18 protein-coding genes and 3 pseudogenes are annotated in these 20,703 nt (G+C 69.7%); 13 read left to right on the forward strand and 8 right to left on the reverse strand.

Features of this window, described 5'->3' with window-relative positions; translation table 11 throughout:
- Window positions 1-276 (forward strand): annotated as a pseudogene (locus tag ACFYP5_RS15195) (ABC transporter); the annotation flags it as partial.
- Window positions 273-1,049: an ABC transporter permease gene (locus ACFYP5_RS15200; protein WP_389035367.1), complete on the forward strand. Its 777-nt coding sequence runs from the start codon at window positions 273-275 to the stop codon at window positions 1,047-1,049. The pseudogene ACFYP5_RS15195 and the gene ACFYP5_RS15200, both read left to right, overlap by 4 nt.
- Here ACFYP5_RS15200 and ACFYP5_RS15205 read toward each other — a convergent pair.
- Together ACFYP5_RS15205 and ACFYP5_RS15210 are read right to left on the reverse strand one after the other, a co-directional pair.
- Window positions 1,030-1,176: a hypothetical protein gene (locus ACFYP5_RS15205; RefSeq protein WP_389035370.1), complete on the reverse strand. Its 147-nt coding sequence runs from the start codon at window positions 1,174-1,176 to the stop codon at window positions 1,030-1,032. The two genes, ACFYP5_RS15200 and ACFYP5_RS15205, sit on opposite strands and share 20 nt — an antisense overlap.
- Window positions 1,177-1,312: 136 nt before the next feature.
- Window positions 1,313-2,503 (reverse strand): acyltransferase family protein, encoded by a 1,191-nt coding sequence (locus tag ACFYP5_RS15210; protein WP_389035372.1) that lies wholly within the window; start codon window positions 2,501-2,503, stop codon window positions 1,313-1,315.
- Between the two features lie 630 nt (window positions 2,504-3,133).
- Here ACFYP5_RS15210 and ACFYP5_RS15215 point away from each other — a divergent pair.
- On the forward strand, window positions 3,134-3,631 hold the full coding sequence (locus ACFYP5_RS15215; RefSeq protein WP_389035375.1) for a hypothetical protein: 498 nt from the start codon (window positions 3,134-3,136) through the stop codon (window positions 3,629-3,631).
- Window positions 3,632-3,666: 35 nt separating this feature from the next.
- On the forward strand, window positions 3,667-3,999 hold the full coding sequence (locus tag ACFYP5_RS15220) for a serine hydrolase (protein ID WP_389035378.1): 333 nt from the start codon (window positions 3,667-3,669) through the stop codon (window positions 3,997-3,999).
- A 627-nt stretch (window positions 4,000-4,626) separates the two neighbouring features.
- Here ACFYP5_RS15220 and ACFYP5_RS15225 read toward each other — a convergent pair.
- Entirely contained in the window at window positions 4,627-4,980 is a 354-nt protein-coding gene (locus ACFYP5_RS15225; protein WP_389035381.1) for a hypothetical protein, read from the reverse strand.
- 743 nt (window positions 4,981-5,723) lie between these two features.
- On the opposite strand from ACFYP5_RS15225, the gene ACFYP5_RS15230 reads away from it, so the two are divergent.
- The 4 genes from ACFYP5_RS15230 to ACFYP5_RS15245 all read left to right on the forward strand — a co-directional run bounded on the left by ACFYP5_RS15230 (window position 5,724) and on the right by ACFYP5_RS15245 (window position 9,756).
- Complete coding sequence (locus ACFYP5_RS15230) at window positions 5,724-6,371, forward strand: hypothetical protein (protein ID WP_389035383.1); 648 nt, start codon at window positions 5,724-5,726, stop codon at window positions 6,369-6,371.
- Between the two features lie 246 nt (window positions 6,372-6,617).
- Complete coding sequence (locus ACFYP5_RS15235) at window positions 6,618-7,886, forward strand: ATP-binding protein (protein ID WP_389035386.1); 1,269 nt, start codon at window positions 6,618-6,620, stop codon at window positions 7,884-7,886.
- 215 nt (window positions 7,887-8,101) lie between these two features.
- Window positions 8,102-9,421, forward strand: a complete 1,320-nt coding sequence (locus ACFYP5_RS15240; protein WP_389035389.1) for an ammonium transporter — start codon at window positions 8,102-8,104, stop codon at window positions 9,419-9,421.
- Window positions 9,418-9,756 carry a P-II family nitrogen regulator gene (locus ACFYP5_RS15245; RefSeq protein WP_030931525.1) on the forward strand — a complete coding sequence of 113 codons (339 nt, stop codon included), beginning with the start codon at window positions 9,418-9,420 and terminating at the stop codon, window positions 9,754-9,756. The genes ACFYP5_RS15240 and ACFYP5_RS15245 overlap by 4 nt, the downstream gene beginning before the upstream one ends.
- A gap of 144 nt (window positions 9,757-9,900) precedes the next feature.
- On the opposite strand, the gene ACFYP5_RS15250 is transcribed toward ACFYP5_RS15245, so the two are convergent.
- Entirely contained in the window at window positions 9,901-10,641 is a 741-nt protein-coding gene (locus ACFYP5_RS15250; RefSeq protein ID WP_389035392.1) for a PP2C family protein-serine/threonine phosphatase, read from the reverse strand.
- Window positions 10,642-10,818: 177 nt separating this feature from the next.
- On the opposite strand from ACFYP5_RS15250, the gene ACFYP5_RS15255 reads away from it, so the two are divergent.
- Window positions 10,819-11,604 (forward strand): DUF72 domain-containing protein, encoded by a 786-nt coding sequence (locus ACFYP5_RS15255; protein WP_389035395.1) that lies wholly within the window; start codon window positions 10,819-10,821, stop codon window positions 11,602-11,604.
- 469 nt (window positions 11,605-12,073) lie between these two features.
- Window positions 12,074-12,736 (forward strand): CAP domain-containing protein, encoded by a 663-nt coding sequence (locus ACFYP5_RS15260; RefSeq protein ID WP_389035398.1) that lies wholly within the window; start codon window positions 12,074-12,076, stop codon window positions 12,734-12,736.
- Window positions 12,737-12,903: 167 nt separating this feature from the next.
- On the opposite strand, the gene dacB is transcribed toward ACFYP5_RS15260, so the two are convergent.
- Both dacB and ACFYP5_RS15270 read right to left on the reverse strand, forming a co-directional pair.
- Complete coding sequence (gene dacB, locus ACFYP5_RS15265) at window positions 12,904-14,517, reverse strand: D-alanyl-D-alanine carboxypeptidase/D-alanyl-D-alanine-endopeptidase (protein WP_389035402.1); 1,614 nt, start codon at window positions 14,515-14,517, stop codon at window positions 12,904-12,906.
- 198 nt (window positions 14,518-14,715) lie between these two features.
- Complete coding sequence (locus ACFYP5_RS15270) at window positions 14,716-15,516, reverse strand: HAD-IIA family hydrolase (RefSeq protein WP_389035405.1); 801 nt, start codon at window positions 15,514-15,516, stop codon at window positions 14,716-14,718.
- Window positions 15,517-15,617: 101 nt separating this feature from the next.
- Here ACFYP5_RS15270 and ACFYP5_RS15275 point away from each other — a divergent pair.
- Together ACFYP5_RS15275 and ACFYP5_RS15280 are read left to right on the forward strand one after the other, a co-directional pair.
- Window positions 15,618-16,235: pseudogene (locus tag ACFYP5_RS15275) on the forward strand (phosphoribosyltransferase); the annotation flags it as partial.
- Window positions 16,236-16,378: 143 nt separating this feature from the next.
- The gene (locus ACFYP5_RS15280; RefSeq protein ID WP_030931508.1) at window positions 16,379-16,744 is read left to right on the forward strand and encodes a PH domain-containing protein; all 366 of its coding nucleotides are present in this window, start codon (window positions 16,379-16,381) and stop codon (window positions 16,742-16,744) included.
- A gap of 40 nt (window positions 16,745-16,784) precedes the next feature.
- On the opposite strand, the pseudogene ACFYP5_RS15285 reads toward ACFYP5_RS15280, so the two are convergent.
- Both ACFYP5_RS15285 and ACFYP5_RS15290 read right to left on the reverse strand, forming a co-directional pair.
- Window positions 16,785-17,634, reverse strand: a pseudogene (locus ACFYP5_RS15285) (alpha/beta hydrolase).
- Between the two features lie 194 nt (window positions 17,635-17,828).
- Complete coding sequence (locus tag ACFYP5_RS15290) at window positions 17,829-18,566, reverse strand: polyprenol monophosphomannose synthase (RefSeq protein ID WP_389035407.1); 738 nt, start codon at window positions 18,564-18,566, stop codon at window positions 17,829-17,831.
- 515 nt (window positions 18,567-19,081) lie between these two features.
- On the opposite strand from ACFYP5_RS15290, the gene ACFYP5_RS15295 reads away from it, so the two are divergent.
- Window positions 19,082-20,464 (forward strand): glycosyltransferase family 39 protein, encoded by a 1,383-nt coding sequence (locus ACFYP5_RS15295; protein WP_389035410.1) that lies wholly within the window; start codon window positions 19,082-19,084, stop codon window positions 20,462-20,464.
- Window positions 20,465-20,703 lie beyond the last annotated feature (239 nt).

Below are 20,703 nucleotides of genomic sequence, written 5' to 3' on the forward strand. Positions count from 1 at the left end.
GGCCACGTACGACTCCGCTTCACCGACCCGGCCGCCTACCGATCCGCCGCGGTCGCACTGCGCGAGGCCACCCGGGACGACGAGGCGCTGGCACTACAAGTCCCCAGCGGCGGCAGCCAGCGCGAACTGCGCTCCATCCTCGACCAGCTGGACGCGGCCGGCATCGAGGCCGACGAGCTGACCGTCCACACCCCCGACCTCGACGACGTGTTCTTCGCCCTGACCGGCTCCAGCGTGCCCAGCCAGACCACCCAGCCCAAGGAGGCTGTCCGATGAGCTCCCTCTCCCTCGCCGTCCGCGACTCGTCCACGATGCTGCGCCGCAACCTCCTGCACGCCCGCCGCTATCCGTCGCTGACCCTGAACCTGCTGCTCACCCCGGTCATGCTGCTGCTGCTCTTCGTCTACATCTTCGGCGACACCATGAGCGGCGGCGCGGGCCGCTCCGCCTACATCGCCTACATCGTCCCCGGCATCCTGCTCATGACCATCGGCTCCACCGTCGTCGGCACCGCGGTATCCGTCTCCAACGACATGACCGAAGGCATCATCGCCCGCTTCCGCACGATGGCGATCCACCGCGGCTCCGTGCTCATCGGCCACGTCATCGGCAGCGTGCTGCAGTCGGTCGCCAGCGTGGTCCTTGTCGGCGCGGTCGCCGTGGCCATCGGCTTCCGCTCCACCGACGCCACCGCCCTGGAATGGCTCGCGGCATTCGGGCTGCTTGTGCTCTTCGCCCTGGCGCTCACCTGGATCGCCGTCGGCATGGGCCTGATCAGCCCGAACGCCGAGGCCGCCAGCAACAACGCGATGCCGCTGATCCTTCTCCCGCTCATCTCCAGCGCCTTCGTCCCCATCGACTCGATGCCCGGCTGGTTCCAGCCGATCGCCGAGTACCAGCCCTTCACCCCGGCCATCGAGACCCTGCGCGGCCTGCTGCTCGGCAGCGAGATCGGCCACAACGGGTGGCTCGCGGTGGCCTGGTGCCTGGGTCTCGCGGTGCTCGGCTACTTCTGGTCGGCCTCGAAGTTCAACGGCGACCCGAAGTAACCGCCATGCCGGCGCGGGTCACCTCCCGCAACTCGTCCCGCCCCAGGGCGGCGTACTCCGACACCGCGTCGGCGTACGCCGCCCCGTCCGCGTCATCGGCCGCCCGCCGGACCCGGACCGCAGACATCGTCGGCCGGAACTCCCTTGATCACCCGAGCCGTTCGGCCGGCGCCAACAATGCCAAGGGCCGGCTCAGGAGCGGTTTCCTCCCGGGCCCCGGGCCGCTTTCGGCGCCATGGGTGTGGCAGGTCCGGGACGAGAGGTCAGGCCGGGCGCCCGAAGGAGCGCAGCCGGGTGAAGGAGGATTCCAGCCCTCGCTTCAGCAGCCGCGCCGTCGGCCGTTCCACGAGGCGATGGACCAGCCAGCTCAGGACCAGGAAACCGGCGATGACGAGAGCGACCAGAAGCCGGGCGTCCATGGCGTCGTGCAGACGGCTGATCAGCGTCGTGCCGATGACGTAGTGCATCAGGTAGAGCGGATAGGTCAGGCAGCCCGCGGTGACCAGCCACTTCCAGCGGATGTGATCGGTGAAGCCGAGTGCGACGGCGACCATGACGAGCAGGAACACCGTGAAGATCAGCACGGATCCGCGCCAGCTGGAGACACCTTCGTACGCGACCCGCAACCCCAGCTCCCGCTGGCCCATGAGCAACGCCATGGCGAGGATGCCCCAGAGCAACAGGTCCTGGCCGAAGCGGTGCATGAGGTAGAGGGCCAGACCCGCGATGAAGTACCAGGCGCCGCTCGGGTCGGCCGCCAGCACCAGCAGCGGGAACTTGGACACGGGGGCGAGCATGGCGGCCGCGCCCCACACGCAGCAGAACACGACGACCCTGCGATAGGTCAGCCCCATGGCGACCATGACCATGAAGAGCAGGTAGAACCGCAGCTCCGACCAGAGGGTCCAGTAGACGGCGTCGACGTTCGGCACTCCGGAGCCCGACTGCAGCATCGTGAGGTTGAACAGGACGTCCCGCTTGTGCGGCCGCCCCCACACGCCCGGCAAGGCGACCAGGACGGCCACGGTGAAGGCGACGGCGACCCAGTACGCCGGGTAGAGGCGAATCACCCGGGAGACGAAGAAGTCCTTCGGAGTTCGGCCCCAGCACGACATACAGATCACGAAGCCGCTGATCACGAAGAAGATTTCCACGCCGATCCAGCCGAAGGACGCGAAGCGGAACACCGTGGGCATGATCTCGGACACCGGCCGGCCCCAGAACGCGTTGCCCGGCTGGTCGACGCGGGAGGTACCCACGTAGTGGTGCAGGGCCACCATGAGCGCGGCGACCAGGCGTATGCCGTCGATGACGTACAGCCGGGGCCGCGCCCGTGCGGCGGTGCCGGTCTTCCGCGCCGGGCGTCTGCGAGGCGGTGGCTCGGCGACCGCGACACCTCCGCCTTCGAGCGAGTCGACGGCCGGGGGAAGCGGTTGCTGATACCTGCCCTGCATCACATCTACGCCATCCTGACAAGTGGAACCGACGGAACCCTGGCCCCATGGGCCGCAGGCGGCTCACGGTACGTCTGCGAAAACCCACTCGATCCGAACAGACAAGAGAATTCAGACATTTGAGAGTCGACCTTCGGGAGACTCTTGCGCATTCGCCATGCCACGTTCTCCGTCACGTCACCCACCGAGCATGCGACCCCCGCGGATCTCTGATCATCCGCGGCTTCACGTCGAGCCCGTACGAGCCGGTCGGGGCCGGTGCCACCACCTCGCTCTGCCGCTCGGCGGCCGAGTGCGCGGGTCCTGGCATGAAGCTGTCCTGCACCGTGCAGCAGGTTGACACCGAAGCCTCCGTATCGGACGCCGCGCCGCTGGCTCCGTTTTCCTGACGATGGTGGCGTGGGACCTCATCTTCCTGAGTCGGCCACCGGGCGAGGGTGTGGCCTTCGCGACCCGCGCCATGGTCCGGATCGAGCGGTCCCTGCATGAACGGCTGCGGCGGCCGGAAAAGAACGCCTGCGACACGACCGCCCAGGGTCCGGTGGAAAATACTGGCTGATCGTCAGGCCTGTTGCCTGAGCATCCATTTCAGATCGAACCCATGGCAATACGTGAACGGTGGAGTCAACTGTGGCAATGGTCGGGCTGTTCTGGGTCTCCGAGGATGCGGTCCACCTCGGTGCACCACCCGGCGAGTCGGCCCCTGGTGTCCGGTTGGCCACGGCGGGCCTCGATGCGGTCGGACCCCGGTCCGGCACCTGGAAGTGGACCGGCCTCAGCTCGGTGACCGTCGTCGGTGCGCCGGTGAGAGCGACTCCCGGCCGGAGGCTGTCGATGACGCTCGACGTGGTGCTCGGGGCCATGGGGCTGGGCGGACCGGAGGGTCCCGCCGAGATGACCGTACATGTCCAAGCATCCGACGGTGTGGCTGAGTTGCCCGTACACTCGGCCGCCGCAGGCGCGTACACCCCTCGCGAGGTGGAGCTGTCCCATCAGGTACTGGACCGCTTCGTCGCCGGGACTCTCAGCCCGGCGGTCCTCGGCACATGGGGGCGGGCGCACGGTGCAGGGAAGACTCCGCGCCTCGCCGAACGCGAGGCTCTTCTCCAGCAGTGGGCGCAGTCCTGAAGGCGGGCTTGTCGCTGCGGCCCGTTCCTGTCTGCGTGCTCAGGAGCTCGGCTCCGCCGCTGGACCGGCACGGGCACGATCCGGCCGCCTTCGTCGAGATCGGATCCCTGACCAAGGTTCTCACCGGCACCGTACTGGTACGTATGGCCCGGGCGGGCCTGCTCGGCCTCGACGACCCGGTGGAGCAATGGCTCCCGACGTCGCCCGGATCGGGCATCACGCTGCGGCACCTGACAGACCACACCTCGGGCCTGCCACGGCTTCCACCGGGCCTGAGGTGGCCCGGCGCTCCCGTCTCGACCGCCTTCGTCCCCGGCGGAGCCGGGCAGTCACGGTCCGGGGCATCAAGTCCGTCCGTACGGAGGTGACTTGAGGAGGGAGGGTGCGGGTTCGCCCCCGGACGCCTCACGCATCCCGCCGAGAGGTTCCACTAGCCCTGAACCGGCAGGTCCGGATGCGTGAAGACGAAGATCATGTACGCGACCGCAGCCGATGTCCCCACGAACGAGAGCACCAGTCCGACCAGAGGCTGAGCACGCTCGTGTTCCGACGCGAGGCAGCGCGGTATTCGACGAAACCGCGGACAAGGCCTGTCAGGCCCAACGGCAAGGCCAGTAGCCAGACGAGCGCCCAGAACGGGCAGCAGAACCAGAACGCGACGGAAGCCCCACCGAATGCGATGGCGAGGCTCATCCTCTCCGGTCTGTCGCCGGGCGGGTCATCAGCACGAGTCACGCACCGATCAAAGCAGCATCGGAGTGACGTTCAGCGGCCGCCCCTGGGCAAGCCCCTCACATGACCGAGCGAGTGTGGAGTCCGGGAGCCATGAGGCGATCACGGTCCACGGACATGCGGACACCTCAGGCGGGGCACTTCTTGGTCAGCGTGCGCTCGGAGCATCGCTTCCTGAAGGCCACCTCGTACGAGAGAGGAGGCCTGGTGGCGCGCGCCGACCAGGCCTCCTCACGTGTCGTACGTTTCCCGTCAGTCCGGGCTCAGTGGTAGCTGAAGTCGCCCACGGTCCAGGCGCCGACGTCCTCGATCGAGACCCGGTACATCCCACCGGTCTCCGGGATTCCCACAGCCCCCTGCAGGATCCGTGCGACGTGGAAGTGGAGATGCGTCGGGGGTCCGTCCTTCCGAGTGGAGGCGGTGAAGGTACCGGCGAACTCGCCCAGGTGGGCCGAATCCGTCAGGACCTCCGACACCCGCTGTCGCCAGACGGCTTCGGGAGCCAGTCGACCGGTGATGACAGCGCCACCGGTGACCACGGTCAGGGACATCTGATTGCTTTGCCCGGACTCCACCAGGGCGGCGACGTCAACGAGCAATTCGTCAGGCTTCGACATGAGAGCCGATTCTATTCACCGGGACCCGTCCGGGGAGCTTCGGCGAGGGGGCCATCGGCTGAACGCCGAAGACCGCCGCGTCGCGGCAGACCCGGACGCGAGCTCCGACCGATCCCGTCAGCGCTCGGAGCCGGACCCGGCCTGCGGACCCGAGCGTGCACAGAGCCGGAGAGCGGGAGCGACAGCCACGCCTCCCCCGCCCACCGACCGCCGGCGACATGACTCCCGGGCCGGGAGCGCGAGTTCGATTCCCCTTCACCGCTCCACACAAAGGCCCCCGGTCCGGCGGCCCGAGGCAGGCGAGGCCCCGCCACTCATCCCGGCATTCGTGACGACATGTCCGGGAGCCGGACGCATCACCGCCTGCAGATCTTTGCAGCAGCGTCACAAGGGCTGCGCATCACCTTCGGCGCGTGCCAGTAGCGTTGCTGCCCGCTCGATCCCGCGTGCGAACTCGAGAACAGGTCGCCGGCGTCCCTGGCGGCGCAGCCATCACAGAAAGATCGCAGATGGACTACTGCTCCGCGTGCCGCCGAATTCTCAATGGGGCGCTCGTGTGTCCGGGGTGCGGCGCATACGCTCCCGACATCGCCCCGCCCGCCCGTCACTCCCACGGCACGGCCGCCTCCGCCCCAACGGCGAGTCAGGCATGGCTCGCGGAGGACTGGCCTGCTCCGAGGTCCGGCACCGGCACTCGTCACGCCGAGGCGGACCCGTTCGGCATCGGTGCGCCCGGAGACGCGATGGCGGACGCATCGGCCACCGGTTCGTCCAGCGGCCCCGAAGGCACTGCCGCCACCGGGCAGGGCCGGGCGGCTCGGCGTCGGCAGCTGGCGCGCTGGAAGAAGAACAAGCGTCGGGCCGTGGCCGCAACGGCCGTCGCCCTCGTCGGTGGCGGCCTGACCGTCGCCGCGCTGCCGGCCACCAGGTCTTCCAACAGCCATACACACGCAGCCTCACCGCCGGAGCCGGTGACCGCGGCCACACCCCGGACAGCGAACACCGACTCGGTGTCGGAGCAGCCGGACACCCAGGTCCCCGCGCGTCCCGGCACTCACCGCCCCGCGACGACGAGCCGGCACGGGAGCGCCACCGTCGCCGCGCCGCACACCGCGACGCCGAACCGGCAGCCGAAGGCCGCAGCCACGGCCCCCTCTCCCGCGACCTCGAGCACCACGCCGCGCACCACACCCGAGTCGGCCGACGGGACGCACACGGGCGACACCGGGACCCCGGTCCAGCCCCAGGCCCCGGCCCCGGCGACGACTCCGCCGGCGGCCACCGAACACTCCGGCGCAGGCCCGTCGGCTGTGCACCTGCTGCCGATCACGTCGGCGGGTGATCCGACATCTCCGACGCAGATCTGTCTGATCGCCGTGTGCATCGGCTGATCGCTTCGTCGCCCTCGCACACAGACGTCCATCGTCCGGACAGGTCGCGGCGCCGCCGCACCGTAGGGCGTGACGAGTGAGCAGCAGAACGGCAGCGAGCTGGGCGCTTCCGGTGCCTCCCGCCCGCCTCGGGTTCCTGCGAGCAGGCCGGTCCCGCAGCAGGCCGCGGCCTGCGCCACGCGCCCGGGCTGCGCACCGCGGGCTGCGGCCGATGATGGGAGTACGGCCGAGCACTCGGAGCTGATCATGACGGGTTGGTTTGTCAGGGACTACTCCCAGGACGATCTCGAGGCGGTGATCCGCCTCGACACGGAGAGCGGCACGACTGGAGAACCACCCCTCTTCCAGCTCTCCGACACCGTGGCGGCCCTCCAAGCGCTTCATCCGGCCGTGGTTGCCATGGCGGACGATGTGATGATCGGGGCCGCGGTGAGCAGGGTGGAAGGCGACCGGGCGTGGATCCTGCGTATCTGCATGGCCCCGTCCTGGCGGCATCGAGGTCTGGGCAGTGCCCTGATCACAACCCTTGAGCACCAGCTCTTCGCCGGTGGTGTCCGGACGGTGCACGCGGTACTGCCCGAGGGCGAGACCGGTGCCGCCGCTCTGCACAACTGCGACTTCGACACCCGCTCCGGCCTGGTTTTCTTCGAGAAGCGCGGGCCCGTGACCCCTCAGGCGATCAGCATGCTGGCCGTGCTCGGTGCGGAGCTGCCGCCCGGAGGGCTGTGGCAGAAGGTCGCGGGCATGGAACGGGAGAAACAGCTCATCGAGCGGCGCCTGGTCCTGCCGCTGGCCCACCCCGAACTGGCGGCCCAGCACGGGGTGGAGCTGCCACGCGCCGTCATGCTGTTCGGTCCGCCCGGGACGGGCAAGAGCACGTTCGCGCACGCGATCGCCAGCCGCCTGGGATGGCCGTTCGTCGAACTCTTCCCCGCGCGTCTCGCCGCCGAATACGGGCTGGCGGCCGGGCTCAACCGACGGTTCGACGAGATCGCCCAGCTCGACCACGCACTGGTCTTCATCGACGAGGTCGAGGAGATCGCCGTCGAACGCACCGGCGCGGACCCGACCGCGGTCGGCATCGTCAACGAGCTGCTCAAGGCGATCGTCCGGTTCCGCAGCCAGGACGGCCGGCTGCTCGTCTGCGCCACCAACAACGTGACCACGCTGGACCCGGCCTTCCTGCGGCACGGTCGCTTCGACTACGTACTGCCCATCGGTCCTCCCGACCACACGGCCCGGGCCGCGCTGTGGGAGAGCTACCTGGCGCGAGCGGGCGCGGAGGCCGACAACGCGGCACTCGCGGCCGCCAGTGAGGGATTCACGCCCGCCGACATCGCCCACGTCGCGCGTACGGTCTCCCAGGCCCAGTTCGAGCGCACCGTCGACACCGGAACCCGGGCCCGTCCCACCACGGACGACTACCTGGAGACGATCGGCGCGACCAAGCCCACGGTCAGCAGCACCATGGCCCAGGAGTTCTCCGACCAGAACGACAGGTTCGCCCGCATCTGAGGACTGCCCCGTAACCCCTGGCGGGCGCACGACGACAGCTACGGCACCCTCGCCGCGTTGTCGCGCCATCCCACGCCCACCGCGGCCGCCGTGAGAACTCGGTCACCTCCGCGCAATGAAATGTGCCGGAAACGCATGGGTGTTCGTTACGAAACGCGACCCCGCCACCCTCTCTGTCGCCGGACCCCCACGCCGCCCCGAGGAGGGACTCCCTCTTGACCCCCGTGACCCTGGCCGCGGCAGGCCTCGACACAGGCGACACCGCCTGGCTGCTAGCCGCCACCGCCCTCGTCCTGCTGATGACTCCCGGGCTGGCTCTGTTCTACGGCGGCATGGTCCGCTCGAAGAGCGTCCTCAACATGCTGATGATGAGCTTCGTCTCCATCGCGCTGGTCACCGTCGTCTGGCTGGTCGCGGGCTATTCGCTGGCCTTCGGCGACGACGTCTTCGCCGGCCTCATCGGCAACCTCGACCACATGGGCATGGCGGGCATCGGTCCCGGCACCCTCACCGGCAGCGTCCCCACCCTGCTGTTCACGACGTTCCAGCTCACCTTCGCGATCGTCACGGCGGCACTGATCAGCGGCGCGATCGCGGACCGCATGAAGTTCGCGGCCTGGCTGGTCCTCGTGCCGGTGTGGACCCTGCTCGTATACGTTCCCGTCGCACACTGGGTGTGGGGACCCGGCGGCTGGATCGCGCACTCCCTGGGCGCCCTGGACTTCGCCGGGGGCCTCGTGGTGGAGATCACGTGCGGAGCATCGGGCCTGGCACTCGCCTTGGTGGTGGGCCCGCGCATCGGCTTCAAGAAGGACGCCATGCGCCAGCACAACCTGCCGATGGTGATGCTCGGGGCCGGCCTGCTCTGGTTCGGCTGGCTCGGCTTCAACGGCGGCTCGGCCCTCGGCGCCAACGGTCTTGCCGCGGCCTCGCTCCTCAACACCCTCGTCGCCGGATCCACCGGCCTGCTCGGCTGGCTCTTCGTCGAGCAGAAGCGCGACGGCCACCCGACCACCTTCGGCGCGGCGTCGGGCGCGGTCGCCGGACTGGTGGCGATCACGCCCGCCTGCGGCACGGTCAGCATCCTGGGCGGCGCCGTGGTCGGACTCGCGGCCGGCGTCGTCTGCTCGTACGCGGTCGCGTGGAAGTTCCGGTTCGGCTACGACGACTCGCTGGACGTGGTCGGCGTGCACTTCGTCGGAGGTGTCGTCGGCACGTTGCTCATCGGACTGTTCGCAACGGCCACGATGACCGGCGGCAAGGAAGGTCTCCTGTACGGGGGCGGCCCGGGCCAGCTCGCCCGGCAGGCCGTCGCCGTCCTTGCCGTGGCCGCGTACACGTTCCTGGTGACCTACGGGATCGGTAAGGCGATCGACAAGCTGATGGGGGTGCGGGCCTCCACGGAGGAGGAGCTCACGGGCCTGGACCAGACGGTGCACGCGGAGAGCGCCTACGATCACGGCGTCCTGGGTCATGCCGCCCCGCAGGCCCTGGCCCTCTCGACTCATTCCAAGGACAGGAGCCCTGCCACATGAAGCTCATCACCGCGATCGTCAAGCCGTACCGCCTTGACGAGGTGAAGACCGCACTGCGGGAGCTCGGCGTGCAAGGACTGACCGTCACGGAGGCCAGCGGATACGGGCGTCAGCGCGGCCACACCGAGGTGTACCGGGGCGCCGAGTACCGGGTCGACCTGGTGCCGAAGGCCCGCATCGAGGTCGTCGTCGAGGACGCGGACGCGGACCTGGTGATCGACGCGGTGGTCCGCGCCGCCCGGACCGGCAAGATCGGCGACGGCAAGGTGTGGGCGGTGCCGGTGGACACGGTGGTCCGGGTCCGCACGGGCGAGCGGGGCCCGGACGCGCTGTAGGCGGTGCCGGTCGCGGTCACCACCGAGGGCGGCCGACGGTGCTCGTACCGGACCGCTCCCGCCACATCGGCTTCCGTCTCTGCGGCACCGGACAGGGACTGACCTGCGGCTTCGGGGATCGAGAACACCCGCTTCCGCCGGCCGCTACTCGCCGATGCGTACCACCGCCAGGGTGATGTTGTCGGGGCCGCCCACTTCGATGGCGGCCTTCCACAGCTCGAAGGCGGCCCTTCCGTCGTTGTGCACCCGCAGCAGGCTGTCGAGTTCGTCCTCCGTCACCGGGTCGGTCAACCCGTCGGTGCAGACCAGGTAACGATCGCCTGCGGACAGCGGCAACGTCGTCACGTGGGGCGTGACGGCACTGAACCGGGAGGCGCCACCGAGCGCCTGCGTGATGAGCGACGTGGTGCGCATGCCCGGCGGCAACGGCGGGCTGTCGTCGACGCTCACCCGGCGAAGTCCGTCCTGAGTCGCGTCGAGCACCCTGCTGTCGCCGACGTTGAAGGCGAGCAACGACTCCGCCAGCACGACGGCACCCGCGACCGTGGTACCCATGGCGGCCAGCTCGGGATGGCCGACGGCGGCCGCGTACACCGCATGATTGCAGGACTTCAGAGCGTCACGAACGGCTGCCTCGCTGTTCAGCGAAGGGCCGATCGCAGCGAGTCGGTGGACGACCAAAGCACTGGCCACCTCGCCGGCCGGCTGCCCGCCGATACCGTCGGCGACCGCGACGACGAGCGGTGTGCCGAGAGGGAACAGCAGCGTCTGCGGGTTCTCGGTCACGGTGCCGCACAGCGTCCACGGTCCGACAACGAGGCTGTCCTCATTGTGATCGCGGATCAGCCCGGTGTGGCTCAGTGCAGTGACAGCTACGTACGGCATCAGAGGGTCCCGCCTCTCCGCGACGGCAGGCGCGTCCCGCACCTCCATTGTGGCGCTGCGAGCCGGCGGATGCCCTCGTCGCAGCTCAGTTCTCGTCGACCGGCGGACAGGGCTCCACGTGGGTCGCTCGCAGGGTGAGGTGTTACGGCCTTCGGCCCCACGGGCAGGCATCGGATCATGCCCATGCTCGTCGGAACGTCAGGGTGGCAGTACAAGGACTGGCGCGGCGTTCTCTATCCATCCGGGCAACCGCAGCGGCTGTGGCTGGAGGAGTACGCCCGGCAATTCGGCACGGTGGAGAACAACAACGCCTTCTACCGGCTTCCCACTGCGGAGATCTTCGCCTCCTGGCGGGAGCGGACCCCGGAGGGGTTCGTCATGGCGGTCAAGGCCAGCCGCTACCTGACGCATCTGAAGCGGCTGCGCGACCCCGAGGAACCGGTGCATCGGCTGATGGATCACGCCCAGGGTCTCGGCGACCGCCTGGGACCCGTGCTGCTGCAACTGCCGTCGCACTTCCGGGAGGACACCGAGGCTCTGGACGCCTGCCTGACCTGCTTCCCCGACACGGTTCGGGTGGCCGTCGAACTCCGGCACACCTCGTGGTGGGAGGCGGAGCGAAAGCTCCGGGCGGTGCTGGAACGGCATGGCAGCGCGCTGTGCTGGGCCGATCGGGGGTCCCGCCCGGTGACGCCGCTGTGGCGTACGGCGTCGTGGGGGTACGTACGGTTTCACGGCGGCATCGCAGAGCCGCCGCCGCGCTACGGCCGCCAGGCGTTGAAGTCCTGGGCCCGCCGCATCGTCGACACCTGGCCCGACAAGAGCGATGTGTATGTGTACTTCAACAACGACCTGGGCGGCGCGGCCGTCGTGGACGCCGCGAAGTTCGCGCGGGTGGCAGCCGCGCTGGGCCGGACGGTGGGCCGGACGCCTCCGGCCCCGCCGGCCCGGACCACCTCCTGAGGGAAGCGGAGGACCGCACGCGGCGCCTGCGTCACCAGCGGCACGGCGAGGCCGGTGCACCCGTCGTTCCGTGACATCGGCCACACAGACTTTTGGCACTCAGGTCGTCGAGTAGTAGGTCGAGGCTTGACGGCATGGTGCGTTTTATCCGTCTTGATGCATAAATGCTCCGAGCAAGATCGAGTGGTATTCGACCCGCTCGACATTTTCGCCCGTTCGTGCGCCGAACAACGGCTTCTGACGGACCGACGGAATTCTTCGCCGCCCCGAAAGACGGACCAGCACGCCTGCGCGCCCGTTTCAAGAGCCGTCCCTGGCTACGGGCCGGGGTAGTACTGGCGCCTGTTGCCGCACCCCGACACCAGTTCCAAGAATGTCGGCCGCAAGGCGTCTCCGCGGCCCTGGTGCAGGAACTGGGCAGAGCCGGACCCCCCTGGAGGCGCTCCGCGATCACCGAGCGAGGTCACGCATGAGGAAGCACCGCAGGAAGTCGTACTACCGGCCGATAACCATCGCTGTCATCGCCGTGGGAGCCGTGGGTGTGCCCTCCGCCGCCATGGCCTGCCTGGGTACTCAGGGTGATGCGGGCGGTCGCCCCTCCGGTCACTGGGAGAACGTGAGCTCCCACCAGCGGTGGACGGGCTCGTCCTGGGGTCACCAGCCGACTGCGGGAGCGACGAAGAGTCCCACTGCGACTCCCGGCGCACCGCAGACCACCGCGTCTCCCGGCGCGCCTGCGACGACCGCACCGGCGTCCGGGGACACGGCCCGCGTGCTGACGCTCGTCAACAACGAGCGCAGCAAGGCCGGATGCTCCCCGCTGACGACGAACGCGAAGCTGACCAAGGCCGCTCAGGACCACAGCAAGGACATGGCATCCCACGGGAACATGTCCCACACGGGCTCCGACGGGTCGTCGCCCGGCGACCGGATCACGCGTGCCGGTTACAGCTGGAGCTCCTACGGCGAGAACGTCGCCTACGGCTACTCCACGCCCGAGAAGGTCATGGCGGCCTGGATGTCCAGCCCGGGCCACAAGCGCAACATCCTCGACTGCTCGTTCAAGGAGATCGGCATCGGCCTCGCGCAGCCCGACAGTTACTGGACGCAGGACTTCGGCACTGCCCGATAGGGACACTGCGGGGACGGTGCGCGTCCTCCCTCGGACGAAGGCCCCGACCGATTCGCCGGCCGGGGCCTTCACCATCGGTGCGTTTCCGTCCGGGCGACCGTCGGCCCGGGTCCCGGCGCGGACGGAACGGCCCCGGCGGCCCGGCGTCAGGCTTCCCCCGGCCGGCGTCAGGAGGCGCCGCTCGGGCCCTCCTGGAGATATGCGGCGATGTCGGCCATGTCGTTCCCGATCGCCAGCACGCCCTTGATGTCGGGCGCCGACGCACCGTTCACCCCGGCGAAGAACACGTCGTAATGCCCCTTGCCGGTCTCCAGATACCCGGCGATGGTCTCCGCGCCCACGCCCAGCCGGTCGTTGACGAGGTCGCCACCCGCGACGGTGCCCGTCTTGGCGGAGACCAGGCCGCGGGCGGGGCAGCTCCGGCACGACGACGCAAGAGACCCGTCGACGCCCAGCGTGGGCAGCGCCTCCCGGAAACGGGTCGCGTCAGAGGTGCCCTGCCAGTGGGTGAGGATCTGGGCGACGGCGCGGGGTGTGGTGCGGTCGCTCGGGTCGCCGCCGCGGCCGTCGGCGAGCTGAACCGTCTTGCGGTCCACCTTGGCGACGTCCAGGAACTTCGCGAGCACGGGGAAACCGTCCGCGCACCGTGAACCGCCCGCGCTCACAGCCATGAGGCAGATCCCGAGATTCGCCCCGAGGTTGTGGCTCACCTTGAGGATGAGCCGGGCGTATTCGCCGTAGGCCGGAGAAGTGAACCGGGCGACCTCCGGCGCGTCCCCGTACGACCGGGGCAGCCGGCCGGCCGGATTGGGCCCCGCGGGTTCGGCAGTGACCTCGACCCCGGCCCGCTTCAGCGCCTCGATCAGGGCCGTACGGCCGAAGGCGTTCGGATCGCGGATGTCCGACACCCGCAGGACGGGGTCGGCATCGGCGGCGATGGTGCCGGAGAGCTTGATGCGGGTGCCGTCGGCCGAGGGTTTGACCGTGATGTCGGTGGGCTTGCCGGCCGCGACGGTACGGACGGTGGACGACACGGTGTACGACGCCACGTGCGGACGCCAGTCGAGCCGGGCCGGCGAGCCCGGACCGCCGCCGGGGGTGGTGAGCAGATCGATCACGTTGTCATTGATGATCAGCGGCGTCGGAGCCGGATCGAGCTCCCGGTCGGGACGGAACAGCCGCGCGTCCACGATCACGTCGCCGTCCACCTTGGTGATCCCCGAGGCGCGCACCTGCCGGGCCAATTGGTCGATGCCGGCCAGCGGGTTCTGCGGTGTGAGGGTCGCTCCGGGGACGTCGTCGGCGTAGGTGTGGTCGATGGCGGTGAAGGCGACGGTGCCGTCCGCACGCGTACGGCCACCGAGGGTCAGATCACCCTGGGCGACGAGGGCCAGGTCCCCGGTGAGGGTCGCACCCTGGCGCTTTCCGACCGCGTGCACCGGTGTGACGAAGCGGTGATCACTGCCGAGGGTGTGCCAGGTGCCGCTGACGCTGAACAGTTTGGCCACGGACCCGGGGATGAAGAACTCGTCGGCGGAGCGCGTCTGCACGATCTCGCCGGTCGCCGGGTTCTGCTGGAACAGCGCCCACTGGGCATGCGGGTAGTAGGGCTTGTGCATGATCGAAGCGATGCGCGGGTCGAGGCCGGAAAGCTCCTTCGGCGGCGTCACCCAGGCAAGGCCGAACGCGGCCACACTGCCGGCGAGCAGGAGGCCGAGGACGGTGACGACACGCTGACTGTTCCGGCTGCTGCTCCGGCCTGGCGTGATGGCTGATGACATGCGGACTCCACGTGGTGTGTGGTTCGCGGTGCTCACTGGGACCGAAAAAGGGTGCTTCGAGGTTATGGGCCGCGAGGGGCGGAACGATTCGGCGCGGCGGGCGGGTCCCCCGGACGGTCGCGGGACGGGGCGGCCTGATGCGCCCGTATGGTCGCGAGGCGCCGCCGGCTCACCCCTCCGGCGGCGCCTCCGGGCAGCTCACCGGCCCAGCAGTGCGGGCAGATCCGCAAAGGAGTCCAGGACGTGGTCCGGGCTGCCGGTGGCGGACCTGTGTGTCTCCGGCAGGTACTTGCCGGTCCTGACCAGTACCCCGGTGATACCGAAGCGCTGCGCCGCCAGTACGTCGGTCTCGATGTCGTCGCCCACCATCAGCGTCTCGGACGCAACGGCGCCGAGGTGGGCCAGCGCGGTGGCGTAGAACGCCTCGGCGGGCTTGCCGGTGACTTCCGCCTCGACCCGGGCGGCCCGTTCCAGCCCGGGGAGGAAGGCCCCGGTGTCGAGGTCGAGCCCTTCCGACGTGCGCCAGTACAGGTTCCGGTGCATCGCGATCAGCCTGGCGCCGCGCTGGAGGTGGCGGAAGGCCGCGTTGAGGGCCGCGTAGCCGAACGCGTCGCCCGCGCCTCCCACGACGACCACGTCCACGTTCCCCGGGCCGCCCTCCGCCACGTCGACGAGTGTCACGCCCGCCAGGTCTTCGCGGACATCGCCGGTGTTGAGCAGCGCGCACCGGGCACCGGGGTAGTGCTCGCGCAGATACGCGGCGGTGACCGAGGGTGCGGTGAGGATGTCGTCCTCGCCGATGGGGAAGCCCGCCCCGGCCAGTTTCGCGGCGATGCGGGCGCGGGTGCGGGACGTGGTGTTGGTGACCAGGGCGAGCGGGAGTCCGGCGGCACGCAGCCGCTCCATGGCCGCCACAGCGCCGGGCAGCGGCTGCCAGTCCACGGTGAGTACGCCGTCGATGTCGATCAGGGCCGCTCCGCACACTCCGATTCGTTCCATGAGGTCGAATGTCGCCGACTTGCGCGACCGCCGCACATGGGGTTGCTTCGAAGTAGGTACATACGTGGTCACTGTCTCCCCTGGGTCGGGGGTGAACCACTGTGTTGTTCACCGATCGCACGGATGCGGGGCAGCGCCTCGCCGAAGCGCTCAGGCATCTGGCGGGGGAGAAACCCGTGGTGCTGGGTCTGCCGCGCGGCGGGGTTCCCGTGGCCGCGGCGGTCGCCACGGCGCTCGGCGCCCCCCTCGACGTGATCGTGGTCCGCAAGCTCGGTGTCCCGTACCACCGTGAGCTGGCCTTCGGTGCCATCGGCGAGGGTGGTGTGCGGGTGATCAACGACGACGTCGTCCGCCGCGGAGGACTGAATCCCGCGGACATCGCCACCGTCGAGCGCGCCGAGCAGGAGGCACTCGTACGGCAGGCCGGACAGTTCCGTGACGACCGGCCCCGGCTGGCGCTCGACGGCCGTACCGCGATCGTGATCGACGACGGGGTCGCGACCGGTGCCACGGCCTCGGCGGCCTGCCAGGTCGTACGGGCACAGGGCGCGGCCCGCGTGGTACTGGCCGTCCCGGTGGCTCCCGCGGACACGGTGGACTGGCTGCGTACGCAGGTGGACGAGGTCGTCTGCCTCTCCACGCCGGTTCTGTTCTCGGCCGTCGGCGAGTGGTACCGCGACTTCTCCCAGACCTCCGACGAGGAAGTCATCTCCCTGCTGAAGGCATAGAACCGCCCGGATCCCTCATCCCGTACGGGACCCGGTGGGGCCGCCCGGAGCCGCCCCACCGGTTTTCGCGTGCCGACGGACAGACCCGTATACAGTGCGAAAAACATGCAACTTCAAGTACATGGGGGGCCGACATGGCACTGTTCGGGAACGCGCACACCATCGATACGGCTACGGCGCAGCAGGACTTCGCGCGACTGCTGGGCCAGGGTGAGCAGGTGCACGCCGCGTACCTGCTGATACGCGACACCATCCTCTTCACCGACCGGCGTCTCCTCCTCGTCGACAAGCAGGGGATCACCGGCAAGAAGGTGGAGTACCACTCCGTGCCGTACCGGAGCATCACGCATTTCGCCGTGGAGACCGCCGGCACGTTCGACCTCGACGCGGAGCTCAAGATCTGGGTCTCGGGCACCTCGTTGCCGATCCAGAAGACTTTCACCAAGGGCGTCGACATCTACGAGGTGCAGGCGATCCTCACCCAGTTCGTGGCGAAGTAGGGTCCCGCCGGCTGCGCGGGCGGGACCCTGCTCGGCCCCTTCAGTCCGCGCAGTACGCGTCCACCGCCGGGCGCGCCCCCGTCGTGAGGAACTCGGTGACCCTGCCCGTGCCGCACACGTTGCCGTTGCCCAGGTAGACGCCGTGTCCTCCGTGGTCGACCGTGACGAGCCGCGCACGGTCGCCCAGGGCCTCACGCATCTTCAGCGCGCCGAAGTACGGGGTCGCAGGGTCCCGGCGGTTCTGGATCATCAGGATGTTGGACGGGCCCTCCGAGGTGATCGTGGTCGGCTTCTCGGCGGGTGCGTCCTTCCAGAACGCGCAGGGCGTGATGTTGGCCGGCATCCCGGCCAACAGCGGGTGACGCATCCGGTCGGCGGCCACCGCGCTCCGGTACGAGGAGACGGATGCCGGCCAGCGCACGTCGTTGCAGATGACGGCCACCATGACCGCGGCGTCCCGGTCCGGCAGCGGGTTCGCGAGATCGGCAGCGCGGATCGAGGCCGACCAGGTCGTACGTGCCCGCCATTTCCTTCTGCAGTGCCGCCCCCTTCTGCGTCAGCCGCTGCACCCCGGCGCTGCCCGGGCCACCGGGGTTCACGATCAGCGTGCCGCGCCGCGCCTCGGGACGGTCACTGCGCAGACGGGAAACGGCGAGGGTGAGCTGCGGACCGGCCGGGTCGGCGTAGTCGAGCGGTACGGGCAGGTCGGCGCACTCCTGCCCGGCCGGTCCGCCGGGCTGGGCGCAGGGCCGCCAGGTGAGTGCGGGGACGGACGTGCCGGACTTCGCCGGCGCGGCCTGGGCCGCCGGGGCGGTGGCGGCCGTCAGGGACGTGGCGACGGCCGTCGCCGAGAGCACGAGAAGCAGGGCCCGATTGCTGTAAGTGGTCATGGGACAAGGCTGGTTGAGCGGAATCGTCTTTCCCATCCGGCAGGCGTCACGGCTCCGCTGGGGGTAGCCCCCGAGGTTTCGGGGGCGGTCACCCGAATGCCGGGCCGGGCCACGGGGCGGGAGGTCCGGTGCCCACCGGCGTTCAGGGCGGAGGGAGTTCCACCACGATGCGGCCCCCGGAGAGCGACCCGAAGTCAGCTGTTCTTCCTGCCGAACAGCAGCTTCCACGGTGCGATCGCCGACTCGATCTGCACGCGCAGCCCGAGCTTCGACTCGCCGCTGACCCGCTCCTCGAATCTGATCGGCACCTCGACGATTCGCAGTCCGCGCCTGACCGTCCGGTAGTTCATCTCCACCTGGAAGGAATACCCGTTGCTGCGGACGGAGGGCAGATCGATCGCCTTCAGGGCGTCCGCACGCCATGCCTTGAAACCGGCCGTGGCATCCTTCACGCGCAGCCGAAGAATCGCGTTGACATAGAAATTCGCCCAGGCGGAGAGCGCCTTGCGGTGCCAAGGCCACTCGGTCGCGAGCGAACCGCCCTCCACATAGCGGGAGCCGATCACCACGGCGGCATCGTCGGCGACGAGTTTCTCGACCATGAGCGGGACCACCGAGGCCGGGTGGGAGAGATCGGCGTCCATCTGAATGACGACGTCCGCTTCTTCTTCGAGCGCGCGTGTCATACCGGCGACATACGCGCGGCCCAGCCCGTTCTTCTCCGTCCGGTGCAGAACGCCGACCAGGCCCGAGGTCTCGGTCGCGAGCCGGTCCGCGACCTCACCCGTGCCGTCGGGCGAATTGTCGTCCACCACGAGAACGTGCAGGTTCGGTACGTGCAGATCCGTGAGCAGATCGACGAGGATGGGCAGGTTCGTCCGCTCGTTGTAGGTCGGGACGACCACCACGACCTTCGGGGAAGTCTTCTCCACGACCATTCCCTTGCGTTCTCAGGCATTTGCCGGTGATTCACGCTCTTGATCCGCGCGAGCCTAGCAGTAGGGAACGGCACCTCCGCGAGTTCGTCCGGGCAGCTGCGCGCATCGCACCGGCCGCCCGATCGGCAAGGTCCCTGCCGATACGGGCCCGGCAGAAGTCGATACGCGAGCCCGCCCCTTGTTCCAAGGGCCTGAATCGATGAAAAGGCCATCCCGATTCCGCATGCGCCGTGCCGGAACAGGGCCGAATCTTCCCGGACTTCCCGGATTCTGGGTACGCTGACGGGCGCGCAGACCCGGAACCGTTGCACCCTTTCGCCGCCGAATCGGAGTGCGCCATCGACCTTCCGCAGACTCCGGCCGCATTGCGCACGACGCGCCGTCCCGAGAGACGCCACGAGCCGGGTCCTGAACGGAGTTCCGCGCCACTGTCCCGATACCGGGCAAGCCTATTACCCGCGCTGCTGGCACTGCTGATGGGCCTTTGGGGGATCCGTCGCGAAAACTCCATGTGGCGCGACGAGTCCGTGACGTACCAGGTCGCCCATCGAAGCCTCTCCGAGATCTGGCATCTGCTCGGCAATGCCGATGCGGTGCACGGCCTCTACTACTTCCTCATGCACGCGCTGTTCGCCGTGGGAGGCGACGGTCTCGTGACACTCCGGCTCCCGTCGGTGCTCGCGACTTCCGTCTCCGCCTTTCTGGTGGCGGCGACCGGCACACGCCTCGTGGGCCCCCGTGCCGGACTCATCGGCGGTCTTGTCTTCGCTCTCCTGCCCATGGTCCAGATGTACGCGCAGGAGGGGCGCTCCTACGCCATGGTGTGCGCGTTCATCGCCCTCTCCACCTATCTGTTCGTCGGCGCCGTCGACAATTCCTCCCGCCGGCGCTGGACCGCGTACGCACTCACCGTCGTCGTCGCCGGCTGGCTCCACGAATTCGCGGTCCTCGCCCTGCCCGCCCACGGCCTGACGCTGTACCTCTCGCGGCTGCCCCGTGCGCTGACGCGCTCCTGGGCGGTCGCCGCAGGGCTGTCCGTGATCGCGGTCGCCCCCCTCGCCCTGCGGTCCGCGGGCCAGTCCGGGCAGGTCTCCTGGATCGGGTGGCCGCATCCGGGCGAATGGCTCGTCATCACGGCCGTCACCCTCGTCGGCGTGCTCTGCGCCGGATACGCGACGAAGCCGCCGGAACCGGCCACGGGTACGAGGGCCCGGGCGGGCGTGCTCAGCCCGGCCGGGCTGGCCCTGCCGCTGCTGATCGTGCCCACGGCCACGCTCCTCCTCGGCTCCCTCTACGACCCGATGTACCTGGACCGCTACGTCCTCTACTCCCAGCTCGCCCTGGCCCTGCTCATCGGGGCGGCCGTGGACCGGCTGTGGGACGCCGCGGGACGGACCGCCCGGCCCGCGGTGCCCCGGTCACGGGCCATGGTGTTCGGTACCGCGGCGGCCGGAGTGGTCGTCGCGCTCCTCCCGGTGACGCTCCAGATGCGCACCCCGGACAGCCGCAAGGACGACGTCACCGCCATCGCCGCCCACGTGCGGACAATGGCGTCGCACGACACCGGTGTGCTCTTCATGCCGGCGCGACGGAGGGAATGGGCCCTCTCCTACCCGGACGACTTCCGGGGCCTGACCGATCTGGCCCTGCGGCGGGGCCCGAGGCCCGGCAACACGCTTGAAGGCACCGAGTTCTCCGCCGACCGGATCCGGGTCCGGCTGCACGCCTTCGACCGGATCGTGGCGCTCAGCGATCCGCCGGGACAGCCGGAGGACGCGTTTCCCGAGGAGGTGGTCAAGCGGGACGTGCTGCGGCAGGAATTCGTCGTCTGCCGCCGGGTGCGGGCCAAGGGGGGCCAGGTCACGCTGTACGCGCGGCCGGGCAGGTGCTGACCCGGCCAGGCCCCGGCCGCGCGCCGGTCATCCGTCGCCCCTGCGCCGGGCGGCGTGCACACGCGGGCGATAGTCTGGTGCGAGCAGGGACTGTGCTGGACTGACGGTTGCTGCGCGGCGGTGGGGCCCGCCGTACCCGAACCGCGGCAGCAGTGCCGCCAACGGTCCCTACTTGCGAAGCAGTGTGCCCGCGTACGGGCAACCAGCAGGTAGGAGACGTATGCCCATCGGAGCCCAGC

Origin of the sequence: Streptomyces sp. NPDC005262 (assembly GCF_042872425.1) — a bacterium.
In the GTDB taxonomy this organism is placed as follows: domain Bacteria; phylum Actinomycetota; class Actinomycetes; order Streptomycetales; family Streptomycetaceae; genus Streptomyces.